Origin of the sequence: Spiroplasma endosymbiont of Nephrotoma flavescens (assembly GCF_964030835.1) — a bacterium.
In the GTDB taxonomy this organism is placed as follows: domain Bacteria; phylum Bacillota_I; class Bacilli_A; order Mycoplasmatales; family Nriv7; genus Nriv7.
The window spans coordinates 604857-629585 of the sequence record NZ_OZ034982.1; the positions used below are offsets into that span (position 1 = coordinate 604857).

Genomic DNA, 24729 nt, shown 5'->3' on the forward strand with positions numbered 1-24729 from the left:
GTTTTTATAACCTTTTATTAAGAATATGTTTGTTAATATTAAATATTTTGTTTTATTAATTATTTTTCAAGTAAAAAGGTAATAAATTTTTAGTTGCTTTTCTTTCAAAATTATTCAAATCTTTACCCACCTAACAAAACTTTATGTGCCCGCAACTAAATTATTTTTCTAACCAAATATTCGATTGGCGAAAGATAATTTAGTATTTTTCTTGGTCTTTGGTTTAAAGACAATATAAATTTATGAACTGCATTTTTAGTAGTGTTTGAAAAATTAAATTTTTTAGGAAATTTTTCTCTAATTAAACCATTAGTATTTTCATTAGTACCTCTTTGTCAAGGTGAATATGCATCAGCAAAATAAATTTTCACATTTAAATTTTTTTCAAGTTGTTGTCAATTAGCAAATTCTTTATCCCTATCAAATGTTATAGTCTTAACAAGATTATTTGGAAGAATTGATAAATAATGACTAATATTTTTGTTAATAACTTTAGTAGTTCTATTTTCAACTAATATTGCTAAAGTAAATCTTGATGTTCTTTCAACTAAAGTTATTAAACATGATTTACTTTTACCTCGTGATGATACTACAGTATCACCTTCTCAATGGCCAAGAGTTATGCGATTATTAACATTTCGTTCTTTAATGGATTTACCATTAAATTTACCCCGATTTTCTTGAGATTTTCGTTTCTTACCTTTTCTTCTTAAATTTTTACTAGCAACCTTTTCAAGTAATCCAGAATAAATTCAATTGTAAATTGTTTTAAAACTAATAATTCATTCTTGATGAAAATTTTTAATTCTGCCATAAATTTGTTCAGGCGATCAACCTAATAATAATTTTTGTTGTACATATTTTACTAATTCTCTATTTTTAAATTTATGAAAATAAACATGTAATTGTTTTCTATTTTCTGCTTTATTTTGTGCAATTAATGAAAAATAATGATTATTATCTTTATTTCTATTAACTTCTCGATTAATAGTACTAATACTTCGATTAAGATTTTTAGCTATTTCACTAATTTTTACTTTAAATTTCAATTGATTCTCAATATAAATTCTTTCATCTATGCCAAGATGTTTGTATCCCATATAAAAACTCCTTAAATTTACTTTTTCTAAAATAAACTTAGCATCATGAAATTTTTATATGAAATCTTTTGCAATTTTATTTACTTGCACTTACAAGTATAATTCAGCAATAACATAAAAAACTACCCCATCATTATTTTTAATCTTCATAAATAAATCATCATAATTATAATTAACATTATTAACATTTACTAATTCATTATAATGCTTAATCCGAAAACATCGCCAACAATAAAAATGAGAATTATCTTGAAGTTTTGCAATGTAACCAGCTTGTAAATTATTATTAGATTGTAATTCTGAACCACACCCATAACATATCATCGCAATCATTTTAACGATTTAAAAAATTATTAAATTGCTTATTTTTAAGCATTATAATTTCTTCCTTATATGGTGGTTCAGAATTATTTCAAGGAGTTTCTAAAATTTTAATTATATTAACAAATTTAGGATGATAAAGAATACTACACAAACTATCAAACCCTAAATTACCATAACCAATATTCTCATGGCGGTCTTTATGGGAACCTTTAATATTTTTAGAATCATTAAGATGAATAACAAATAATTTATCCAATCCAATTATCTTATCAAATTCTTCAATAACTTGTTCTAAATTATTAACTAAATCATAACCCGCATCATTCAAATGACAAGTATCTCAACAAACACCAACTAAATGCGAATATTTAACCCCCCGAATAATTGTTTGTAATTGCAAAAAATTAATTCCTAATTCACTACCTTTACCTGACATTGTTTCTAAAGCAATTTTAATATTTTGATTAGGCTCCAATACTTCATTTAATCCATCAATAATATATTGTAAACCAATACTAGCATCAGCACCAACACTACTTCCAGGATGCAATAAGATATATTTAGCACCAATTGCTAAAGAACGATTAATTTCTGTTTTTAAAAACTCCTTAGCTAGCATATAAGTATTAGGATTAATACTATTAGCTAAATTAATAATATAGGGTGCATGAATAATAACATTATTAATATCTAAATTATGGTTGTCTAATCCTTGTTTAAATTCATCAATTTTTAACTGGTCTAAGGGCTTTCTTCTTGTATTTTGAGGAGCTCCTGTATAAAACATCATAGCATTAGCTCCATAACTAATAGCCTCATTTAATGCTCCTACTAGATAATCAGGACTTTTCATTGATACATGACAACCTAATATTAATTTATTTTTCATCAACATAATCACCTTTATATTTTAAGTTATATGCAAATTATACTATAAATTATTTTCTTATTTTACATAAAATAAGAAGTAAGGCGAATAACCTTACTTCTTAAAACTTTTCTTACGATATTTTTGAATAACTTTTTTAACTGCTGAATTATACTTGTAAGTGCAAGTAAATAAAATTGCAAAAGATTTCATATAAAAATTTCATGATGCTAAGTTTATTTTAGAAAAAGTAAATTTAAGGAGTTTTTATATGGGATACAAACATCTTGGCATAGATGAAAGAATTTATATTGAGAATCAATTGAAATTTAAAGTAAAAATTAGTGAAATAGCTAAAAATCTTAATCGAAGTATTAGTACTATTAATCGAGAAGTTAATAGAAATAAAGATAATAATCATTATTTTTCATTAATTGCACAAAATAAAGCAGAACATAGAAAACAATTACATGTTTATTTTCATAAATTTAAAAATAGAGAATTAGTAAAATATGTACAACAAAAATTATTATTAGGTTGATCGCCTGAACAAATTTATGGCAGAATTAAAAATTTTCATCAAGAATGAATTATTAGTTTTAAAACAATTTACAATTGAATTTATTCTGGATTACTTGAAAAGGTTACTAGTAAAAATTTAAGAAGAAAAGGTAAGAAACGAAAATCTCAAAAAAATCGGGGTAAATTTAATGGTAAATCCATTAAAGAACGAAATGTTAATAATCGCATAACTCTTGGCCATTGAGAAGATGATACTGTAGTATCATCACGAGGTAAAAGTAAATCATGTTTAATAACTTTAGTTGAAAGAACATCAAGATTTACTTTAGCAATATTAGTTGAAAATAGAACTACTAAAGTTATTAACAAAAATATTAGTCATTATTTATCAATTCTTCCAAATAATCTTGTTAAGACTATAACATTTGATAGGGGTAAAGAATTTGCTAATTGACAACAACTTGAAAAAAATTTAAATGTGAAAATTTATTTTGCTGATGCATATTCACCTTGACAAAGAGGTACTAATGAAAATACTAATGGTTTAATTAGAGAAAAATTTCCTAAAAAATTTAATTTTTCAAACACTACTAAAAATGCAGTTCATAAATTTATATTGTCTTTAAACCAAAGACCAAAAAAAATACTAAATTATCTTTCGCCAATCGAATATTTGGTTAGAAAAATAATTTAGTTGCACTTAACTTTACAATTTGGCTATTAAAAAAGATTAAAACTAAAAGAATAATGAAAAATAAAATATTTTAAAAAGGAGTGATAAAAATGTTTATGAAAATATTTACCGTGTTAATTATTAGTTTCAATAACATTTTTACTATTCTTCCAAACATTAACAATGACGAAATAACAACACAATCAATAATTAGAAATAAAAGAGAAAGCAATGAAGCTTATGAATTAAACTTAAAAAAAGGATTTGTTTACTTAGTAAAAAATAGATGAAAAAAACCTACTACTGATATAAAATGGGATTTATATATACATACACAACAATGACCAATAAACATGCCAAACTGAATAAAAATTGATACAATATCGCCAATTAACGAAAAGACAATACATAGCATAATAGATAATTACCACGCAAAAAACGAAAATATTCTTGATGAACTTACAAAACTCAACTTTAATATCAAGTATGAAGAAATTGAAAACGGTAATATTCAAAAAAAGGAAATCGTTAATCTAAAAGTAACAATATTAAAAAATCCCAATTGGACACAACTAATAACAAAAATTGAAGGTCAAATAAGACCATCTACAGATATTGAATTGCCCACAACAATAACTAATTTTGACGGCAACCATAACTATAACAATGTTATTGATAACCTTGATTACTTAATGATTCATCGCGGTGATTTTGACAAATTTAATTATTCTTATCTTTATTGAACACCAATATTTAATTTTGTTGACACCTTAGAAAAAGGCTATTACAAAGAATTTATCATTAAAAACCACGGTTTTAAAAACGAAAGCTATTTTTATCATAAAACTTCTAGCAATGAAGATAAAATAAATGAAAATGTTTTGAAAATTAAAGCATGCCAAATTGTAAAGTTAAGTGCAACTAAATTATTTTTCTAACCAAATATTCGATTGGCGAAAGATAATTTAGTATTTTTCTTGGTCTTTGGTTTAAAGACAATATAAATTTATGAACTGCATTTTTAGTAGTGTTTGAAAAATTAAATTTTTTAGGAAATTTTTCTCTAATTAAACCATTAGTATTTTCATTAGTACCTCTTTGTCAAGGTGAATATGCATCAGCAAAATAAATTTTCACATTTAAATTTTTTTCAAGTTGTTGTCAATTAGCAAATTCTTTACCCCTATCAAATGTTATAGTCTTAACAAGATTATTTGGAAGAATTGATAAATAATGACTAATATTTTTGTTAATAACTTTAGTAGTTCTATTTTCAACTAATATTGCTAAAGTAAATCTTGATGTTCTTTCAACTAAAGTTATTAAACATGATTTACTTTTACCTCGTGATGATACTACAGTATCACCTTCTCAATGGCCAAGAGTTATGCGATTATTAACATTTCGTTCTTTAATGGATTTACCATTAAATTTACCCCAATTTTCTTGAGATTTTCGTTTCTTACCTTTTCTTCTTAAATTTTTACTAGTAACCTTTTCAAGTAATCCAGAATAAATTCAATTGTAAATTGTTTTAAAACTAATAATTCATTCTTGATGAAAATTTTTAATTCTGCCATAAATTTGTTCAGGCGATCAACCTAATAATAATTTTTGTTGTACATATTTTACTAATTCTCTATTTTTAAATTTATGAAAATAACCATGTAATTGTTTTCTATTTTCTGCTTTATTTTGTGCAATTAATGAAAAATAATGATTATTATCTTTATTTCTATTAACTTCTCGATTAATAGTACTAATACTTCGATTAAGATTTTTAGCTATTTCACTAATTTTTACTTTAAATTTCAATTGATTCTCAATATAAATTCTTTCATCTATGCCAAGATGTTTGTATCCCATATAAAAACTCCTTAAATTTACTTTTTCTAAAATAAACTTAGCATCATGAAATTTTTATATGAAATCTTTTGCAATTTTATTTACTTGCACTTACAAGTATAATTCAGCATTTATTATTAATTATATTATTATTTATATTTTTTTAGTTTTATTTTTAGTAGCATAGCTATTATTGTTTTTAGAATAAATTTTGTCTAAATATTTTTTACCAGTCATACTAATTTCTTGTTTTCATTGTCTATTTATTTTTTTAATTATTGTCTCTTGTACGGTCATTTGTGATTTTTTCTCGGATGATAATGCGGGATTAAATAATTCAAGTTGGATATTTAAGTCATATTGATTAACTGTTTTTCCTAAATTAATTCTAATGGCACGAATTGAATGATAGTTTCAAATGGTTTCAAATAAATATAAAACCGAGGAATAAATGGTATCAATATCATTGGTATAATCAGTTAATGAAATTCGTTTAGATGTTCACTGAGTACGATTAGTTTTGAAAGCGAAAGTAATTATCTTCCCTACTAATGAATTACTTTTAGCACGACTAACAACTTTGCAAGTTAAATCTAATAAATATTGTTTAATTTCATCAATATTTTCAGTATCATATTCAAATGTTAAATCATGACTAATTGATTTTTGCTCTTGAAAATTAATCTGATCATTAATGTTTGATGTTTTTCCAAGAGCTATTTGTTGAAGAACAAAATAACCTTTCCCTATTATTTCTTGTAAAGCTCAGTTATTAGTGCTATTTGCAAAGTCACCAATAGTATTAATATTAATATTTTTTAATTTTTCAGTTGTTTTTTTGCCGATACCAGATAGTTCTTTAATATCTAGTGGTCATAGTTTAGTTTTGATATTATGAGGTTTAAAAATAAATATTCCTAATGGTTTATTAACTTTTGATGCCATTTTAGCTAAAAATTTGTTATAAGAAATTCCAATACTACAAGGTAAATTTAATGAATTTAAAATATTGTTTTGGATTGCTTTAGCGCATTCAAATGCATTATTGTATTGAAGATAAATATTAGTTGCGTCTAAACAGTATTCATCAATCGAAGTTATTTCTACTTTATTGGTAAAATTATTTACTAATAAATTGAAAATTTTATGTGAATACTCAATATAAAGTTTACGATTGATGTTAATACAAATTAATGTCGGACATAACGCTTTTGCTTGATATAAGGGCATGGCAGTTTTAATATTATATTTTCTCGCTTCATAGTTAGCTGAAGCAACAATTGCTCTTCTGGATTGACTACTAACAACAATAGGTTTGGAAACAATCCTTGGATCAATAACTTGATGACAACTAGCAAAAAAAAGCATTCATATCAATATAAAATATTACTTTCATCTTTTAACTTATCCTTTTTAGTTAATATAAAATCTATTTGGTGGGATTTTTAAGGGTATTAAAAGCATCATCTACTAATTTTATAACATTAATTTCTTTGCTTTGTAAAAGGTTATTGAAAGATAAATGAGCTAAATATTCAATATTTCCTTTCTTGTGGCCAACAATTGGACTATAAATTAAACCTTGTAAAGAAAAACCATATTCTTTAAAAAAAGCAATTAAATTATTTAATACTTGATAATGCACTATGGGGTTTTTAACAACGCCCCCCTTTTCAATTTGCGTTTTCCTACTTTCAAATTGTGGTTTAATTAAACAAACTAATTGACCTTGGGGCATTAAAATTTCTGTTAAAACCGGAATAATTTTTGTTAATGAAATAAAGGCAACATCAATAGCACAAAAACTAATATTTTTTTTAAACATTTCTTTCTTAACATAACGAAAATTAGTGCTTTCCATAACAATTACTTGGGGGTGAATTCGTAATTTTCAAGCTAATTGATTAGTACCGACATCTAAACTATAAACCAATTTTGCTTGATTTTGTAACATACAATCAGTAAAACCACCCGTAGAAGAACCGATATCTAAACATACAAGATTTTCTAAATTGATATTAAACGCTTTAAGAGCTTTACTTAATTTATATCCCCCACGAGAAACAAATTGATTATCTTGTTTTTTTATTCTAATAATACTGTTAAGGGCAACTAAAGTTCCTGACTTAATAATTAATTCCTCATTTACAAGTACTTGATGATTAATAATGGCACTTTGAGCTTCAGTTCGAGAATGAAATAATTCTTTTTGAACTAATAATATATCTAATCGGATTTTTTTCATTGTTGTTCTTCACTTACGATAAATTTTTCATTTTGTTTATTGATTTGTTATTGAGGATAATAAATTCGTTAAATTCTAAAGGATATATTGTAGCAATAGCATTAATATATTTTTCCATAATATTAAGCTTTACAATTAAAAGATTTTGTGTTGGTAATTGGTCTAATAAAGAAGGAATTTTAGCTTTTCGGGCTAAGGTTTCACGATGAAATAAAAAATATAATGCTAAATAAAAACCAAAATTATAATAATAAGTTTTGTTATTTTCTTTGTGATTAAAAATTGCTACCGATTCAAATGAATTACCAATCAGATGGGCGAGAAGATAAAATTTTTCATTTCTTATTAATTCTAAACCTTTTAACTCGTCAATATTTTTAATTTTACTATTATAGGTATCTTGTAATTGTAATTCAATTGGTGATTTAATTGCAGAACTAACTGCTAAGTTTTGAAAAAATTCATTAATTACTTTCAGATTTTTAATTTTTTTAATTTCTAAATCAAAAAGATAAATTTGACTACAAACTATAGCTTTGCAAGAAATTAAATGACGAATAAATAACTCGGGACTTAATTTTTCATTAACAATTAATAGACCTAATGCTTGCATAAAAATACTATGTTTAGTAACAACATTTAAAATATACAAACCATCTTGGATAATTTCTGGATTATTGGTTTGTTTTATGGTTTTAATTAATGTTTTCTTTGCTAATTTAATAGATTTCTTCAATAATTCATTTTCCATAGTTGTCATCCTTGTTAGTTTTTTTCTCATTATCAGCAATACTTTGCAAAATGCCATTAATATATTTATATTCACTATTGATGAAATACTTTTTAGTAATAAGAACTGCTTCATTAATAATAATTGCTGAATTTTCTTTTAAAATCAGTAATTCATAAGTTGCTCACAATAAAATCCCTTGCTCTAAATTAGATAATTTAGAAAAATGTCACCCTACTTTTAAGTACTTATTAATAATTTTAATTATAATTTCTCGTTGTTCGAAAAGATGGATTAAATTATTAGTAATCTCCGTATTAAAATCTTCTTCATTTTCTTTAATTTCTTTAATAATTGTTTCTAAGTCATAATTTAATAATTGTTGTTGATAGATAAAAAAAATTATGCTTTCTCTTATATTATGCTGTGAATTTTTTTCCATATCTTTACCACCGTTATTACTAATTTTAGCATAAAAGAAAGCATATTTTCTATTAAATAGAAAATATGCTTAATTCAAATATTTTATTATTCTTTAATATGTTTTTCATTAATATAATTTTCATATTCGGCATCTGTTAGTACCTTATCAAAATTACCAACAATGGTATTTGCTTGTAATGATTGAATAACAATTCTAACAAAATCTTTAAAATCAGAATTTTCAGTAACTAAGCGATCAATTGTTGCTCAATCAAGAGTTTCTTTTTCTTTTGCTGGAAATAAAATAATACTTTGCTTAATATTATTAGGATTTAGCTTAATAACACCAATATTAAAAGCATCATTAAGTCTTTTTAATTCATTAATAAAGTCATTACTTTCAGAAATTTTTAAGGCTACTAAATACCCTTCATTGGCTCAAGATGAATTTGATACTGCTTGAAAATAAGATTCACGAAGATTAGCAAAACTTAATTCTTTTTTTAATTCAAATGAATAAAACTTTGTTTTCAAAGATCCTAAATATTCCTTTTGTAACTTTAAAGTTTTTTTACTAAAATCATTAAATGGAAAATGAACGCCAACAATATCAGGATGCAATCATTTATTTTTACCAGAAACTTTTTTACTTGAAAGTTCATGAAAAATTGTACTGCCAAATTGTAAAGTTAAGTGCAACTAAATTATTTTTCTAACCAAATATTCGATTGGCGAAAGATAATTTAGTATTTTTTTTGGTCTTTGGTTTAAAGACAATATAAATTTATGAACTGCATTTTTAGTAGTGTTTGAAAAATTAAATTTTTTAGGAAATTTTTCTCTAATTAAACCATTAGTATTTTCATTAGTACCTCTTTGTCAAGGTGAATATGTATCAGCAAAATAAATTTTCACATTTAAATTTTTTTCAAGTTGTTGTCAATTAGCAAATTCTTTACCCCTATCAAATGTTATAGTCTTAACAAGATTATTTGGAAGAATTGATAAATAATGACTAATATTTTTGTTAATAACTTTAGTAGTTCTATTTTCAACTAATATTGCTAAAGTAAATCTTGATGTTCTTTCAACTAAAGTTATTAAACATGATTTACTTTTACCTCGTGATGATACTACAGTATCACCTTCTCAATGGCCAAGAGTTATGCGATTATTAATATTTCGTTCTTTAATGGATTTACCATTAAATTTACCCCGATTTTCTTGAGATTTTCGTTTCTTACCTTTTCTTCTTAAATTTTTACTAGTAACCTTTTCAAGTAATCCAGAATAAATTCAATTGTAAATTGTTTTAAAACTAATAATTCATTCTTGATGAAAATTTTTAATTCTGCCATAAATTTGTTCAGACGATCAACCTAATAATAATTTTTGTTGTACATATTTTACTAATTCTCTATTTTTAAATTTATGAAAATAAACATGTAATTGTTTTCTATTTTCTGCTTTATTTTGTGCAATTAATGAAAAATAATGATTATTATCTTTATTTCTATTAACTTCTCGATTAATAGTACTAATACTTCGATTAAGATTTTTAGCTATTTCACTAATTTTTACTTTAAATTTCAATTGATTCTCAATATAAATTCTTTCATCTATACCAAGATGTTTGTATCCCATATAAAAACTCCTTAAATTTACTTTTTCTAAAATAAACTTAGCATCATGAAATTTTTATATGAAATCTTTTGCAATTTTATTTACTTGCACTTACAAGTATAATTCAGCATAATTCAGCATTCAAATTACAACCATTCCGGCTCATATTACTGGTGGTAAAGAAATTGATTTAACCCCCAAGAAACACTTTGACTTTTAATGGCAAACATTGCTTTTTGATTATTAACAGCGATTATGGCCTGATTTATTCTAATGTTACTTTGAAAAACCATATCAGTATTTAGATAAAGACAAATGACGAATGCCTTAAGAAGAAAGGGGGTGATTATATGATTGGAACTTTCTTAGCCGAGGCACCAGCAAAAATAACAGCTAGTGATGCGATGACTAAATTGTGAAATGCAATTATAACAGCATTTACTAAAATGTGAGAAATTATTTCTGTTAATATGCCGCAAGTCGGTAACTTCTTTGCTGACTACTGAATCTTCATTTTTCCATTTATTTTAGCAATATTCTTTATTTGCTTTAAAATGTTTGAAAAATTACTTGGCGCAGTCCGCTAACAAAAAAATAAAGTGAGGTGCAAGATGAAATTTTGCAAATGAATAATAAAAAAAAATAACCATTTTATTGAATTAAATCGCACCTCATTTTTAATTTTATGACATTGCGGAGCAATTTGATACATTTACAACGGTTATTTTAAAAACATTGTGAGCTATTTATTTTTAGCAGGTTGTATTTTGATTTTCCTTTTTAAAATCGGTAATTTAAAACAAATTAACAAAGTTATTAATTTCTTAAAAAACTCACCATTAAACATTGTGATTGGTTCATTAGGAACTGGAAAAACCGCTTTTCTAGTATACGCATCAAAATTACTAAAAAAGAAGAAGTATCATATCGCCGCAACCTTTCCATTACTAGAAACCCAAAAATTAAGTTTAGGGCATATGGGTTTGTTAGACTTTGATTATCCGGTATTGCCAGATAAGACCTTACTGCTATGAGATGAAACCAATTTATTTTTAGAAGGAACTGATTGAGAAAAAAATAATACCAAAAATGAAGAAAGCGGTATTCAAGAGTATTTTGCTCTGGCACGCCATTTCGGTCATATTGTGCTGGCTAGTGGTCAAAGAGATAAACATATATGAGTTAAAGTTCGTGATATTGCCAACAATGTGATTGTGGGCATTCGCAAAAAACCAGTTAATATTTTTCGCCCCTACTTAAAAGTCATCTATGGTACCTTTACAAGCATTGAAGAATATGAACGCTGACGAAACACTTTAATTGATGCTAAAAATAGCAAAAGGGGGCGTTGCATTAAATATCGTGATATTCCTGAACTTGATATTTATTTTTTTAAACTAAAAATTCCGCTACCAATATTAAACACTTACAATTCTTTTTACCTAGCGTTTTTAAGAGATTACTTAAATGCAAAAGTAAATCCTGACTATGAAGATAAATACTATAATGACACCGCAATTGATTTAGAAGACTTAGAATACTTAAAAATGGATAAATTTAGCAAATTTTTAAGAAAAATGAAAGAAAAGGAATAATAAAAAATGGAAAATCTCGCAAAAATGGCCGACTTTCTCGCTCAAATGCTTTATAAAGTTTTTGACTTAATTTGAGGTTTAGAAGTGCCTGGAACGAATATTCAATTAATATTTCCTCTATTCTTAACGCTGGCTGTAGAATTTCTTATGGCAATTATTCTTGGATTTGGTAGTCAACAAGTTAATTTGGAAAAACAACGCCAATACGCGGTTAAAAATAAAGGGCGGTTAAGTGCGTGAGGAAAAGCTAAAAAACAAATAAAACCAATAAAAACAAACCAAGGTAACTAACGATGTTTAAACTAATTATTATTTTTATCTTAATAACTGTTCTTGGATTATTGGCTGGTAGTCATTTTGAAACTTTAACTAACTATATTAGCGAAGGCCTTGCGAATTTCCAAAAGTTTATTACTAGCAATTTAACAATTTTAGAACTATTTAAACCAATGGCACGAACATTTTCGCAACACCCAATTTTTACCATTCTTGGTGTTACTTGTGTACTGATTGCTTTATTTATTGTGATTAAAGGACGATAAAAAATATGAAAGGAGAGTTAAAATGAAAAAACTTTTAGGAAAATTATTTAAAAAAGATAATTTAAAAGAAAAAACGCCATTAAAATTAAGAATTAAAAATTCTTTTAAAAAGCAATGGTTAAAAATAGCATTAAGTACCATTTTCATCTTTATAAGCTTATTAATTTGTGCATTAACAGTAAGCGATACTAAATGAATAACCGGAACAAGTAACGAATTTAATGATTTTATGAACAAAGAAATGGTTAAATTCTTTGGTAAATTCAATAATGGTATTATGCTAGCAGGAATATTTGTTTTTTGATGAGGCGGAGCAATATATTTTGCACTTAAATTTGAAAAATTAATCCACTTGATTATTCAAAAAATTAAAGCAAAAAGAGCCTTGAAAAATGAAATCAAACAAACTCATTAATTCTTTAAAAAAATATTGATGAATAATACTTAATTACATTATATTCATATCTTTAAGTATAGTTTTATTATTACATACAGATATTGAAAATTTGCAACAATTTATTAAAAATTTTGGAACAATTGGTAAGTTAATGATTATAGGTTATTCATTAGTATGAGTAACCATAACACAAATAGTGAACTGTTTAATTCGTTTTGTATTAAAAAAGATTAAAACCAAAAGAACAATGAAAAATAAAATATTTTAAAAAGGAGTGATAAAAATGTTTATGAAAATATTTACTGTGATAATTATTAGTTTTAATAACATTTTTACGATTCCCCAAAATATTAACAATGACGAAACAAAAACACAACTAATTAGAAATAAAAGAGAAAGTGAAGAAACTTATGTGTTAAATTTATCAAATGTTAAAATTAAAATTACATATAACTATAACGATAAATATGAAATAGATTTTTATAACACCAAAAAAGAAGAAATTATTAATATTCCAAAGTGATTAAAATATGATGGAACTAGTAGCTGTGTAGAAAATTGAAGACCTAATTGTGGTTTAAAAAGTTTAAATTTTGAGAAAAATGATATAGTATGAAACGAGCTTAAAAGATTAAAAATTACAATAAAAAATGACAAAACGTTTGATAAAACAGAATTTATTGCCTCAAATACTCATGTTAAAGTTGCTAACAAAACAATTACTACTCCAATAAAAATACTATCTTTTAAAGCAGAAACACAAACCAAACCGACAACTGATATTGATTTGCCAGAAACAACCACCAAATTTGATGGAAACCATAATTATACAAATATCATTGATAATCTTGACTATTTAATGATTCATCGTGGTGATTTTGACAAATTTAATTATTCTTATCTTTATTGAACACCAGTATTTAATTTTATTGGCACCTTAGAAAAAGGTTATTACAAAGAAGTTACCATTAAAAACCACGGTTTTAAAAATGAAAGCTATTTTTATCATAAAACTTCCAGCAGTGAAGATGAAATTAATAAAAATATTTTAAAAATTAAAGCTTTTAATAAAACCTTAATCGCAGGTAATGACTATTTACAATTATTACACGGTGAAAGTGAAATATGAAAATATGACACCAAAAGCACTAACGATTATTACCTAATTAAGTACCTTTTCGGAACATTAAATTATCTTAATGTTAAATTTAGTTTTCTACGCTATGACCCCGATTTACGAAATGACATTTACCTTTATTTTAAAAACAATATTCCTAGTATTAACAGTAATAATTATAAAAATACTTTTGATGAAATTTACGAAATTCTTGGTAACTTTTTTGCCAGCTTATTTTATGCTACTTTTGACATGGACGAAAAAACTCATACTGAAATTGATTTTAAGGGAGTAGATAATTACAATAAGGATTACTTTATTCAAATCGGTTTCTTTTATCGCTCGTTAATTACCTTTTATCCCAAAAAATATTTAATCAATGTTGCTGGTAATTCGGAATTATTACTACGAAGTTATTTCTTTACTTTTGATAAAAAAACGCACCAAGATAATTTTAATGCTATTAAAAATAATAACAGTATCTATCAAATTGAATTTAATGTCCTTAAATCTTATGATAATAAACTCATCACTTTACCAACCAACAAAACCGCCAACAGTATTAATTATCTAAATACCGATATTGATATTCGCTATGGTATTAACATTTTTACCTTAACTTTTCCGCTTTATCACAAAGGTAATACCTATAACTATAATTTTAAAATTTATGACTTTAATGTTTTAAATTCCACAGCGTTTATTCCCGATGGTTCAAATAACAGTGAATGAGACGACTTAATTCCGCCGGCAAATTGTAAATATTCTGGGCGATGAATACCCACATTTAACGATATTGGCTGTGCGATTCAAAATAGCTAGTATCAAAATGCTAAACTGAATTCTGACCGCTTCACAAGTCATTACCATTTTACGACCGTTAGCAATTATTGCGAAAGCAACAGTTAACTTTTCAACTGCTATTTTTCCAGTTTTTAAAACAGTGCCAGCTTTTTATTACACATTTCAGTTTTTAATCGGTTTTGCCATTTTTCTAATGATATTAAGAATTTTTGTATAATTATATATATATATATATATATATAATATATTGAAAAAATAAAATAAAGGAGTTAAAAAATGAAAATTTTAAGTATAATGGCTATTTTAGGATTAACAATATTACCCGTAACTGCTTGTTCAAACAAAAAAAACAATTGTCACCGGATGAATCGCTAATAATTAACGAATTAAATTTATCAAATGTTAAAATTCAAATTACATATAAATATAACGATAAATATACAATAAATTTTTATAGTACTAAAGAAGAAGAAGTTATTAATATTCCAAAGTGATTAAAATATGATGGAACTAGTAGTTGTGAAGAAAATTGAAGACCTAATTGTGGTTTAAAAAGTTTACATTTTGAGAAAAATGATATAGTATGAAACGAGCTTAAAAGATTAAAAATTAAAATAAAAAATGACAAGATTTTTGATAAAACAGAATTTATTGCCTCAAATATTCATGTTAAAATTGCTAATGAAACAATTACTACTCCAATAAAAATACTATCTTTTAAAGCAGAATTAAAAAATAATTAAACTGTAAAATGGGGATTGTATAATTAACTGCATCTCTAAGTAATTAACTTAAATTCATTCTGTTTTCAACTTTTATCATTAAATGTGAAATCGCACTACCCCGATTTTGAATTGGCATCGTTCATTTTTTAACCATATTTTGAAATAATAAATAAAATATTTTAAAAACTGATGAGTGATTAGGAAAAATCTTTTTATTCTTAATAACTAAGCAACTTTTATTTTTTTCTATTTTAACAAAATAAAAAAGCAGTATTTAAACTTAAATACTGCTTTAGTAAAAATATTTTTAATCTTAATTTAAATAATTAACAAATATATTAAATTTGAAGTTAGGTTGTTGTACATAACACATATAAGAAATATTTTTCTCTTTTAATTAATAATGTTAAAAAATTTATTCTATTCCTAGTCAATCGGCTTCGGTGTTGGTTATAATGACAAAACCATTAAATAAAAACCAGTAATTTTAATTAATTACTGGTTTGAATATTTTTTATTTTTACAAGAGATTAAACTTATTGTATTTGTTACAATTAAAGTGATTGATTATATAATATTTCCAATATTTTTTTCGTATTATTTTACTTTATGAAACTCAATGTTAGCATCAAATCCTTGTTTTAATGACCTATTTGCAGCCCCATTAAAAGTTATACTATCATTATTATTTATAGCAATTTCTTGTGGCAAAAGATTATATTCTTTTAATTTTTGCATAATTTCTTTAATTGAAATTTCAAATGATTTTTCTTCATTGCTTGTATTTGTTATTTGTGAAGTAATTTCACCATAAATATTTTGTGTTAATTTTAATGTTACTTGTGCTAAAACTTCATCTAACGAAGCAGTAACCTTAATTTTTTGATTTGGGTTAACTTCAATTTCTTGTGAAGGCAATTCTACTTCTAAAGATGTTTTTTCTTCTTCTGTTTTACTGTTTGATAAATCAAATGTATTACTTAAAGTCTTTGTTTCTGAAGATGTATTTGTTTTGGAAGAACCATATTCTCCTCCAACACCCAATTTTGTATCAATAGTTGTTAATGCAGTAGCAAGAGGTCAAAAATTAGCTTCAGCCGTCATACTTACACCAAGTTCAAAATTTCAATTATGTTTCATATCTGAACTTGAACTTTGTTCTGAACTTTTCTCTTCACTTTCAGTTTTGCTTAAACCTGTTGTAATTTGAGTACTTATAGTTGTTTCTTTTGTATATTTACAATTTGGTGTTTGCATATTCTGTTTTTGAGGTAAATTATGAAATAATGTGGTTGTCCCAAAACAGATGTTTTTACTATTTTTAGTGTATGTTGGTTCAATATTTTTTGTTGCTGTTACATTTGAATATATTAAATTATCTGAATTAATATTTTTAATTTCTTTTATAGTAATTCCTTGATTTTTATCTCGATAACTTAAAAATATCCCTTTTTTAATTAGTTCGTTTAAATTAATAATTTTATTTTGCTGATTATTTATAACATAGTATATTTTCTTTTCACCAAAATATTTGTCACTATCTGCTTTCGCTCTAATTATAGCTGATATATTTGTTTTATTAGTTACTTCTAATTTTGAAGTATCCAATTCTGGATTTAAATAATTTAATTCATTTAAAATTACTTCATCACTGTTGTTGTTAATTGTTTTTAAATTATTAATAGTAATAATATTACTTAATATTTTAGTAAGATGATATTCATAAACACTATGATCATTTGAACCAAAATACAGTTTGTTGTTGAACACTATTCCTGAAGAAGTAACCCAGTCGTTTGTTGTAATGACAACTTTTTGTTGGTTTGTTACTGGATCATATTCATAAACATTATTATCTCATGAACCAAAATACAGTTTGTTGTTGAACACTATTCCTGAAGAACGAACCACGCCGCTTGTTGTAATAACAACTTTTTGTTGTTGTGTTACTGGATCATATTCATAAACTTTCCGATCATCTGAACCAAAATACAGTTTGTTGTTGAACACTATTCCTGAAGAATGAACCTAGCCGTTTGTTGTAATGACAACTTTTTGTTGGTTTGTTACTGGATCATATTCATAAACTTTCCGATCATCTGAACCAAAATACAGTTTGTTGTTGAACACTATTCCTGAAGAAAGAACTACGCCGTTTGTTGTAATGACAACTTTTTGTTGTGTTACTGGATCATATTCATAAACTTTACCATCATTTGAACCAAAATACAGTTTGTTGTTGAACACTATTCCTGAAGAAATAACCTCGCCGTTTGTTCTAATAACAATTTTTTGTTTTTCTAATTTTTGAATATTTTCTCTTTTACTTCTAATTAATTTTTCTAAATCATTTGTTTGTGAATAATTAACTTCTTTTTTTGCTGAAGTTATTTTTAAACGACGCCGATATAAATATTGAAATCAAAAATCAGGTAAATTTGAATATGTATGTTTACTAGATAAAGAAATTGGTTTATTGCCCAAACAACGCATTTATTTTGATGTCCAATTTAAAGTTTTAAGTCTTTTGGGTGATGGCAAACGCTATCGCGATGTTTTAGATGCTCTAAATCATTGTTATATTTCAAAAGGTAGTATTTCAAATATTTTAAATAAATACGATATTGCCGAATATTTTCAACTCGCAGAAAAAGAAACTAAAACTAGAATTGATGTTAAAAATAAGGATTTATATATTCAACTAGATGAGACATTTTTAGCGACATTAGATCAGAAAGTTAAACAAGACCAAAGAATTCGTTTAGTTACTTTTCATACCGGGCATAAAGAAAAAAATTACAAAAATGCTCGTAGAGAATTAGAAAACAAACGAGGTCATTTTCTAATGTTAAAAGTTGGTAAACGAATAAATACTATGGATTATCGTGACTTATTAATTAGAGAATTACAAAAACATTATGTGAATATTAATTATGACAAAATAATTGTTTGTGGTGACGGTGCTACTTGAATTAGAGAAATTGCCAATAGTTTTGGTAATGTTAGATATATTTTAGATGGGTATCACGCTATTAAAAAATTAAAACAAACGGCATTTAATATTATTTTTGAAAATCGCAAAGTAACACTAAATAGTTGAATTGAATTATATAAAAATGGAAATCATCAAGAATTGATAAAAAACATTCGTAATGCCGCTAAAAATGAATTAAATAAAGATATTAAAACAAATTTAAGGAGGGCGAGTAATTATTTCAGTAATAATAAGCACGGCATTCATAATCAAAATTTAGAATGAAATATCGGTTGTAGCATCGAGAGTGATGTATCGCATTTAGTAAAACAACAATTAGGGTATGGGGCAAAAATATATAATCATAAGAATTTAAATAACTTATTACATTTAAGAATGGCAAATTTAAACAAATTAAATGTATTACATTATATTAATGAAAATATTAATTCAGAAATAGAAATCAGAAAAGAAATATATAAAAATTCATTATGAAATAAATATAATAATAAAAATGATGATAGTTGAATTAATTATAAAGGTAATGCTGTAACAAATAAATATAATAGATTTAAGTAAGTAAAAATATAAAATTAATATATATTAGTGAAAATTTAATAATATTAATAATTTTTATTGTGGCTGAATTATACTTGTAAGTGCAAGTAAATAAAATTGCAAAAGATTTCATATAAAAATTTCATGATGCTAAGTTTATTTTAGAAAAAGTAAATTTAAGGAGTTTTTATATGGGATACAAACATCTTGGCATAGATGAAAGAATTTATATTGAGAATCAATTGAAATTTAAAGTAAAAATTAGTGAAATAGCTAAAAATCTTAATCGAAGTATTAGTACTATTAATCGAGAAGTTAATAGAAATAAAGATAATAATCATTATTTTTCATTAATTGCACAAAATAAAGCAGAAAATAGAAAACAATTACATGTTTATTTTCATAAATTTAAAAATAGAGAATTAGTAAAATATGTACAACAAAAATTATTATTAGGTTGATCGCCTGAACAAATTTATGGCAGAATTAAAAATTTTCATCAAGAATGAATTATTAGTTTTAAAACAATTTACAATTGAATTTATTCTGGATTACTTGAAAAGGTTACTAGTAAAAATTTAAGAAGAAAAGGTAAGAAACGAAAATCTCAAGAAAATCGGGGTAAATTTAATGGTAAATCCATTAAAGAACGAAATGTTAATAATCGCATAACTCTTGGCCATTGAGAAAGTGATACTGTAGTATCATCACGAGGTAAAAGTAAATCATGTTTAATAACTTTAGTTGAAAGAACATCAAGATTTACTTTAGCAATATTAGTTGAAAATAGAACTACTAAAGTTATTAACAAAAATATTAGTCATTATTTATCAATTCTTCCAAATAATCTTGTTAAGACTATAACATTTGATAGGGGTAAAGAATTTGCTAATTGACAACAACTTGAAAAAAATTTAAATGTGAAAATTTATTTTGCTGATGCATATTCACCTTGACAAAGAGGTACTAATGAAAATACTAATGGTTTAATTAGAGAAAAATTTCCTAAAAAATTTAATTTTTCAAATACTACTAAAAATGCAGTTCATAAATTTATATTGTCTTTAAACCAAAGACCAAGAAAAATACTAAATTATCTTTCGCCAATCGAATATTTGGTTAGAAAAATAATTTAGTTGCACTTAACTTTACAATTTGGCGTGAAAAATTATTAATATGATAAAATGGTAATGAATAAAAATGACAATAACAAGAAAGGCAGGGTTAGTTTAATAATTAAATAATATAATTAGCTGATTGTTTTACTTCTTCAAAGCAATACCTAAGAAAACTAAACGCGACCATTATTTTTAAGTGATTTGCATTTTTAAGTGATTAATGTTAATATTTTTAGGAACAATTTAAAATTTTCATTCACTTATTCTGAACTGGATATGCTAGTTTTAACCAGTAGCAACCCTTTTATTTTTAAAAGAAGGTGCTTCTAGCAGGGTAAATACCAACAATAAGGGAAGGATTATATCTAAAATATAAAACCTTCTTTAACTAAAAAGAAGGTTTTATATTATTTAAATAAATATTAATGGAGGAAAGCATGAGAAAAATATTATTTACTAGTGAATCTGTTAGTGAGGGACATCCTGATAAGATTTGTGATCAAATAGCTGATGCTATTTTGGATGCTTGTTTAAAACAAGACCCGCGAACAAGACTAGCTTGTGAAGTGTTTATTACTACTAATATGGTTATTATTGGTGGCGAAATTAAATCATTAGCAATTGTAAATTATGAAGCGATTGCTAGAAAAGTTATTTGTGATATTGGTTATATTGATGAAAAAATTGGTATTAATGGTAATACTTGTCATATTCAAGTATTAATTCATAGTCAGTCACAAGATATTATTCGTGGTGTGGAACATAATCATCAATTAGCAGCAGGTGATCAAGGAATTATTTTTGGTTATGCTACTAATGAAACTAAAACTTATATGCCGTTAGCCATTCAAATTGCCCATGATTTAGTACATTTGGCTTCTTCTTTAAGAAAAAATCAACAATTTAAAGATGCTCGTCCTGATATGAAATCACAAGTAACGATTGATTATACTGATTGGTTACAACCTAAAATTGATACGATTTTAATGTCAATTCAACATCATCCTGATTATAATGAAAGTGAATTTAAAACATATATTCATCAAAAAATTATGTTAGTTATTGCTAAGAAATATAATTTAAATTTTGATTTTAAATTTTTGATTAATCCGACAGGAAGATTTGTTGTTGGTGGACCTTATGGCGATACGGGATTAACAGGAAGAAAAATTATTGTGGATACTTATGGTGGATATGCTCGTAGTGGTGGTGGTGCCTTTTCTGGTAAAGATGCTACTAAGGTTGATCGGGCCGCTGCTTATATGGCAAGAAAAGTCGCTAAACATATTGTTGCTTTAAATTGGGCTGATAAATGTGAAATTCAATTGGCATATGCTATTGGTATGAAAGATCCGATTGCTATTTATGTTGAAACATTTAATACTGAAAAGATTGCTCTTAATATAATTAGTGGTGCTATTAGTGCTGTTTTTGATTTTTCGATGCAAGGAATGATTGATTGTTTGCAGTTAATGCAACCGATTTATCAAAAAACTGCCGTTTATGGTCATTTTGGTAAAGATGATAATTTTAGTTGAGAAAAATTGGATTATTTAGAACAATTAAAAGATTATGTTAAAGATAAGTAAAAATGAGAATAACTAGTTATTCTCATTTTTGAAATTTAAATTATTTTCTAATATTTTTTTATGGACGCATAAAGTTTTGTTAGGTAGGAAAATATTTGAATAAGTATTAAGACAGTCAGCAGTGATTGTCTTTTTATTTTATGAGGTGTTAAAATTTTGTTCTTTGAAAATTAAATACAAGTGAATTAATAATGTTGGTATGTATTAAAGCACGATAAATTGTGGGTGGTCGCCATAACCGAAAGAAGTTTACCAGTTGATAGATAACACCCTATTAGCTATAGCAATTTGTTTCGTTTTGCAATAAAAAAATGAATGGGTGGATTTCCTAAAAATATACACGCTATTAAATTAGTTCCAAGGGTAGGATGCGGATATTAAAGTGTAGAAATTTCTATATAGGGGTATGCTAAGTTTAAAATTATTAAAATCTTTATCTAATTAAAAAACAAAATTTAATAACAAAGCTTGTTAAACACTTAAATCTGCGATATATAAGTGTTTAAAAAACTAAGTTAACTAACTTAGTTAATATAACTTAGTTTATCTATAAGAAAGGTAACTTACTATGAAAAACATTGAAAACATTTTCTTAAATACTAAGAAATATCTTTTAAAAGAAACACAAAACGCAATGCTTATTAAAGCACCAAAAATTCCGTGATTTAATGAACAAATCGGTATTTGGTTTCCAAAGCGATTTGTTTATAAAGGAAAATATGAAAATTCTATTTGCATCGGAATAATAAAAGATAATAAATATCAAGTAATTTCAATTAATCAAAAAGAAAATGAAACCAAATTAATTAAGGGACAAGAATTATTAAGCTTCTTCATTGCCGAAAAAGAAAACAACAAAAAAGATATAAATTATAACTATTTTAAAGGAGTTTAAAAATGAATATTGCGATTGGAATAATATTTATTATTATCAGCATCATGCTATTGGCATATTTTGCTTATAAAATTTATGCCAAAATAAAAATTAGAATTAAATATAAAAATGCCATTAAAAATAATACTGGTAATTTCACGAAAGACGAAAAAGTATTTATTGCCCGCTTTGAGGAATAAGTTAAAGCTCCTAATTCAAAAGAAAATAACGCGGATAAAAAATAATGTTTTGAAAAATTATCATGGAATTCTTAGAACTGTTTATTCCGATAGAAAAAATGCCTGCACAAGTTGCGTTTATTGCCGGATTAATTATTATCATCACTTTTCTTTTCGCATTAATTTCAATTATGTATTTACCAATAAAAATGATTTTTGGTAGATAAAAAATGACAGTAAATTTAAAAGAATTTAATTTGAGAACAAATTAAACAAACTTTCTGAGATTTATTTATTCAAATTACAACTATTCCGGCTCATATTAGTGGTGGTGAAGAAATTGATTTAACCGAAGCACCACTTTGACTTTTAATAGCAAACATTGCTTTTTGATTTTTAACAGCGATTATGGTGTGATTTATTCTAATGTTACTTTGAAAAACCATATCAGTATTTAGATAGAAATAAAAGTAATGTCGAGAAGTTACATTGTGATGCATTCCCAAAGAAATTCAAAATTAATTAGGAAAAATACAATCGTGTTAAGGTTAACCGTGGTTTTAACAAATTTAAGAAAAACTTTGAATATAAATGATGAATGTTTTAAAGAGAAAGGGGGTGATTATATGATTGGAACTTTCTTAGTGGATGCACCAGCAAAAATAACAGCTAGCGATGCGATGACTAAATTATGAAATGCAATTATAACAGCGTTTACTAAAATGTGAGAAATTATTGCTGTTAATATGCCACAAGTCGGTAACTTCTTTGCTGATTACTGAATATTTATTTTTCCATTTATTTTGGCAATATTCTTTATTTGCTGAATTATACTTGTAAGTGCAAGTAAATAAAATTGCAAAAGATTTCATATAAAAATTTCATGATGCTAAGTTTATTTTAGAAAAAGTAAATTTAAGGAGTTTTTATATGGGATACAAACATCTTGGCATAGATGAAAGAATTTATATTGAGAATCAATTGAAATTTAAAGTAAAAATTAGTGAAATAGCTAAAAATCTTAATCGAAGTATTAGTACTATTAATCGAGAAGTTAATAGAAATAAAGATAATAATCATTATTTTTCATTAATTGCACAAAATAAAGCAGAAAATAGAAAACAATTACATGTTTATTTTCATAAATTTAAAAATAGAGAATTAGTAAAATATGTACAACAAAAATTATTATTAGGTTGATCGCCTGAACAAATTTATGGCAGAATTAAAAATTTTCATCAAGAATGAATTATTAGTTTTAAAACAATTTACAATTGAATTTATTCTGGATTACTTGAAAAGGTTACTAGTAAAAATTTAAGAAGAAAAGGTAAGAAACGAAAATCTCAAGAAAATCGGGGTAAATTTAATGGTAAATCCATTAAAGAACGAAATGTTAATAATCGCATAACTCTTGGCCATTGAGAAGGTGATACTGTAGTATCATCACGAGGTAAAAGTAAATCATGTTTAATAACTTTAGTTGAAAGAACATCAAGATTTACTTTAGCAATATTAGTTGAAAATAGAACTACTAAAGTTATTAACAAAAATATTAGTCATTATTTATCAATTCTTCCAAATAATCTTGTTAAGACTATAACATTTGATAGGGGTAAAGAATTTGCTAATTGACAACAACTTGAAAAAAATTTAAATGTGAAAATTTATTTTGCTGATGCATATTCACCTTGACAAAGAGGTACTAATGAAAATACTAATGGTTTAATTAGAGAAAAATTTCCTAAAAAATTTAATATTTCAAACACTACTAAAAATGCAGTTCATAAATTTATATTGTCTTTAAACCAAAGACCAAGAAAAATACTAAATTATCTTTCGCCAATCGAATATTTGGTTAGAAAAATAATTTAGTTGCACTTAACTTTACAATTTGGCAAAAA

Annotated in this window: 30 protein-coding genes and 1 pseudogene; 18 read left to right on the forward strand and 13 right to left on the reverse strand. The window is 25.2% G+C overall.

What is annotated here, in order from left to right:
• Window positions 1-155: 155 nt before the first annotated feature.
• The 3 genes from AAHN02_RS03630 to AAHN02_RS03640 form a co-directional block, all read right to left on the reverse strand.
• On the reverse strand, window positions 156-1100 hold the full coding sequence (locus AAHN02_RS03630; protein ID WP_342277321.1) for an IS30 family transposase: 945 nt from the start codon (window positions 1098-1100) through the stop codon (window positions 156-158).
• A 90-nt stretch (window positions 1101-1190) separates the two neighbouring features.
• Entirely contained in the window at window positions 1191-1433 is a 243-nt protein-coding gene (locus AAHN02_RS03635) for a hypothetical protein (protein ID WP_342277322.1), read from the reverse strand.
• A gap of 1 nt (window position 1434) precedes the next feature.
• Window positions 1435-2313, reverse strand: coding sequence for a deoxyribonuclease IV (locus AAHN02_RS03640; protein WP_342277323.1), 879 nt, complete (start codon window positions 2311-2313; stop codon window positions 1435-1437).
• Between the two features lie 250 nt (window positions 2314-2563).
• On the opposite strand from AAHN02_RS03640, the gene AAHN02_RS03645 reads away from it, so the two are divergent.
• Both AAHN02_RS03645 and AAHN02_RS03650 read left to right on the forward strand, forming a co-directional pair.
• Window positions 2564-3508, forward strand: a complete 945-nt coding sequence (locus AAHN02_RS03645) for an IS30 family transposase (protein ID WP_342277324.1) — start codon at window positions 2564-2566, stop codon at window positions 3506-3508.
• 95 nt (window positions 3509-3603) lie between these two features.
• Window positions 3604-4425 (forward strand): hypothetical protein, encoded by an 822-nt coding sequence (locus tag AAHN02_RS03650; RefSeq protein ID WP_342277325.1) that lies wholly within the window; start codon window positions 3604-3606, stop codon window positions 4423-4425.
• On the opposite strand, the gene AAHN02_RS03655 is transcribed toward AAHN02_RS03650, so the two are convergent.
• The 7 genes from AAHN02_RS03655 to AAHN02_RS03685 form a co-directional block, all read right to left on the reverse strand.
• A complete protein-coding gene (locus tag AAHN02_RS03655; RefSeq protein ID WP_342277326.1) occupies window positions 4409-5353 on the reverse strand; it encodes an IS30 family transposase in 945 nt (314 codons plus the stop codon). The genes AAHN02_RS03650 and AAHN02_RS03655 overlap by 17 nt on opposite strands.
• A 132-nt stretch (window positions 5354-5485) precedes the next feature.
• Window positions 5486-6700, reverse strand: a complete 1215-nt coding sequence (locus tag AAHN02_RS03660; protein ID WP_342277327.1) for a DNA polymerase IV — start codon at window positions 6698-6700, stop codon at window positions 5486-5488.
• Window positions 6701-6761: 61 nt separating this feature from the next.
• Window positions 6762-7577: a TlyA family RNA methyltransferase gene (locus tag AAHN02_RS03665; protein WP_342277328.1), complete on the reverse strand. Its 816-nt coding sequence runs from the start codon at window positions 7575-7577 to the stop codon at window positions 6762-6764.
• Window positions 7578-7590: 13 nt separating this feature from the next.
• The gene (locus AAHN02_RS03670; protein WP_342277329.1) at window positions 7591-8328 is read right to left on the reverse strand and encodes a hypothetical protein; all 738 of its coding nucleotides are present in this window, start codon (window positions 8326-8328) and stop codon (window positions 7591-7593) included.
• Entirely contained in the window at window positions 8297-8749 is a 453-nt protein-coding gene (locus tag AAHN02_RS03675) for a transcription antitermination protein NusB (RefSeq protein ID WP_342277330.1), read from the reverse strand. Before AAHN02_RS03675 ends, AAHN02_RS03670 begins: the two co-directional genes overlap by 32 nt.
• Window positions 8750-8835: 86 nt before the next feature.
• Window positions 8836-9429: a hypothetical protein gene (locus tag AAHN02_RS03680; protein WP_342277331.1), complete on the reverse strand. Its 594-nt coding sequence runs from the start codon at window positions 9427-9429 to the stop codon at window positions 8836-8838.
• Window positions 9430-10374 (reverse strand): IS30 family transposase, encoded by a 945-nt coding sequence (locus AAHN02_RS03685; protein WP_342277332.1) that lies wholly within the window; start codon window positions 10372-10374, stop codon window positions 9430-9432. It lies immediately after the preceding gene.
• 329 nt (window positions 10375-10703) lie between these two features.
• Between AAHN02_RS03685 and AAHN02_RS03690 the strand changes: the two genes are divergently transcribed.
• From AAHN02_RS03690 to AAHN02_RS03725, 8 genes are all read left to right on the forward strand, one after another.
• Window positions 10704-10940, forward strand: a complete 237-nt coding sequence (locus AAHN02_RS03690; protein WP_342277333.1) for a hypothetical protein — start codon at window positions 10704-10706, stop codon at window positions 10938-10940.
• A gap of 24 nt (window positions 10941-10964) precedes the next feature.
• The gene (locus AAHN02_RS03695) at window positions 10965-11948 is read left to right on the forward strand and encodes a hypothetical protein (RefSeq protein ID WP_342277334.1); all 984 of its coding nucleotides are present in this window, start codon (window positions 10965-10967) and stop codon (window positions 11946-11948) included.
• Window positions 11949-11954: 6 nt separating this feature from the next.
• Complete coding sequence (locus tag AAHN02_RS03700; protein ID WP_342277335.1) at window positions 11955-12239, forward strand: hypothetical protein; 285 nt, start codon at window positions 11955-11957, stop codon at window positions 12237-12239.
• A gap of 2 nt (window positions 12240-12241) precedes the next feature.
• Window positions 12242-12490, forward strand: coding sequence for a hypothetical protein (locus AAHN02_RS03705; protein WP_215826579.1), 249 nt, complete (start codon window positions 12242-12244; stop codon window positions 12488-12490).
• Between the two features lie 22 nt (window positions 12491-12512).
• The gene (locus tag AAHN02_RS03710) at window positions 12513-12905 is read left to right on the forward strand and encodes a hypothetical protein (RefSeq protein WP_342277336.1); all 393 of its coding nucleotides are present in this window, start codon (window positions 12513-12515) and stop codon (window positions 12903-12905) included.
• A 271-nt stretch (window positions 12906-13176) separates the two neighbouring features.
• Window positions 13177-14826: a hypothetical protein gene (locus tag AAHN02_RS03715; protein WP_342277337.1), complete on the forward strand. Its 1650-nt coding sequence runs from the start codon at window positions 13177-13179 to the stop codon at window positions 14824-14826.
• A 7-nt stretch (window positions 14827-14833) separates the two neighbouring features.
• On the forward strand, window positions 14834-15025 hold the full coding sequence (locus AAHN02_RS03720) for a hypothetical protein (RefSeq protein WP_342277338.1): 192 nt from the start codon (window positions 14834-14836) through the stop codon (window positions 15023-15025).
• A gap of 136 nt (window positions 15026-15161) precedes the next feature.
• On the forward strand, window positions 15162-15551 hold the full coding sequence (locus tag AAHN02_RS03725) for a hypothetical protein (RefSeq protein WP_342277339.1): 390 nt from the start codon (window positions 15162-15164) through the stop codon (window positions 15549-15551).
• 43 nt (window positions 15552-15594) lie between these two features.
• Here AAHN02_RS03725 and AAHN02_RS06420 read toward each other — a convergent pair.
• The 3 genes and pseudogenes from AAHN02_RS06420 to AAHN02_RS03735 form a co-directional block, all read right to left on the reverse strand.
• A pseudogene (locus tag AAHN02_RS06420) lies at window positions 15595-15759 on the reverse strand (IS256 family transposase); the annotation flags it as partial.
• Window positions 15760-16130: 371 nt separating this feature from the next.
• The gene (locus tag AAHN02_RS03730; protein WP_342277340.1) at window positions 16131-17543 is read right to left on the reverse strand and encodes an ETX/MTX2 family pore-forming toxin; all 1413 of its coding nucleotides are present in this window, start codon (window positions 17541-17543) and stop codon (window positions 16131-16133) included.
• 18 nt (window positions 17544-17561) lie between these two features.
• Complete coding sequence (locus AAHN02_RS03735) at window positions 17562-18026, reverse strand: PQQ-binding-like beta-propeller repeat protein (RefSeq protein WP_342277341.1); 465 nt, start codon at window positions 18024-18026, stop codon at window positions 17562-17564.
• Here AAHN02_RS03735 and AAHN02_RS03740 point away from each other — a divergent pair.
• The 8 genes from AAHN02_RS03740 (at window position 17923) to AAHN02_RS03775 (ending at window position 24700) form a co-directional block, all read left to right on the forward strand.
• Entirely contained in the window at window positions 17923-19086 is a 1164-nt protein-coding gene (locus AAHN02_RS03740) for an Mbov_0401 family ICE element transposase-like protein (protein ID WP_425289508.1), read from the forward strand. The two genes, AAHN02_RS03735 and AAHN02_RS03740, sit on opposite strands and share 104 nt — an antisense overlap.
• Before the next feature lie 170 nt (window positions 19087-19256).
• Window positions 19257-20201, forward strand: coding sequence for an IS30 family transposase (locus AAHN02_RS03745; RefSeq protein ID WP_342277343.1), 945 nt, complete (start codon window positions 19257-19259; stop codon window positions 20199-20201).
• A 407-nt stretch (window positions 20202-20608) separates the two neighbouring features.
• Window positions 20609-21772: a methionine adenosyltransferase gene (metK, locus tag AAHN02_RS03750; RefSeq protein WP_375315612.1), complete on the forward strand. Its 1164-nt coding sequence runs from the start codon at window positions 20609-20611 to the stop codon at window positions 21770-21772.
• 568 nt (window positions 21773-22340) lie between these two features.
• Window positions 22341-22667: a hypothetical protein gene (locus tag AAHN02_RS03755; RefSeq protein ID WP_342224312.1), complete on the forward strand. Its 327-nt coding sequence runs from the start codon at window positions 22341-22343 to the stop codon at window positions 22665-22667.
• Window positions 22668-22669: 2 nt separating this feature from the next.
• Window positions 22670-22846, forward strand: coding sequence for a hypothetical protein (locus AAHN02_RS03760; RefSeq protein WP_342277344.1), 177 nt, complete (start codon window positions 22670-22672; stop codon window positions 22844-22846).
• Window positions 22847-22890: 44 nt separating this feature from the next.
• The gene (locus AAHN02_RS03765; RefSeq protein ID WP_342277345.1) at window positions 22891-23052 is read left to right on the forward strand and encodes a hypothetical protein; all 162 of its coding nucleotides are present in this window, start codon (window positions 22891-22893) and stop codon (window positions 23050-23052) included.
• Between the two features lie 399 nt (window positions 23053-23451).
• The gene (locus tag AAHN02_RS03770) at window positions 23452-23679 is read left to right on the forward strand and encodes a hypothetical protein (RefSeq protein ID WP_342277346.1); all 228 of its coding nucleotides are present in this window, start codon (window positions 23452-23454) and stop codon (window positions 23677-23679) included.
• A 76-nt stretch (window positions 23680-23755) separates the two neighbouring features.
• Entirely contained in the window at window positions 23756-24700 is a 945-nt protein-coding gene (locus AAHN02_RS03775) for an IS30 family transposase (protein ID WP_342277347.1), read from the forward strand.
• Window positions 24701-24729 lie beyond the last annotated feature (29 nt).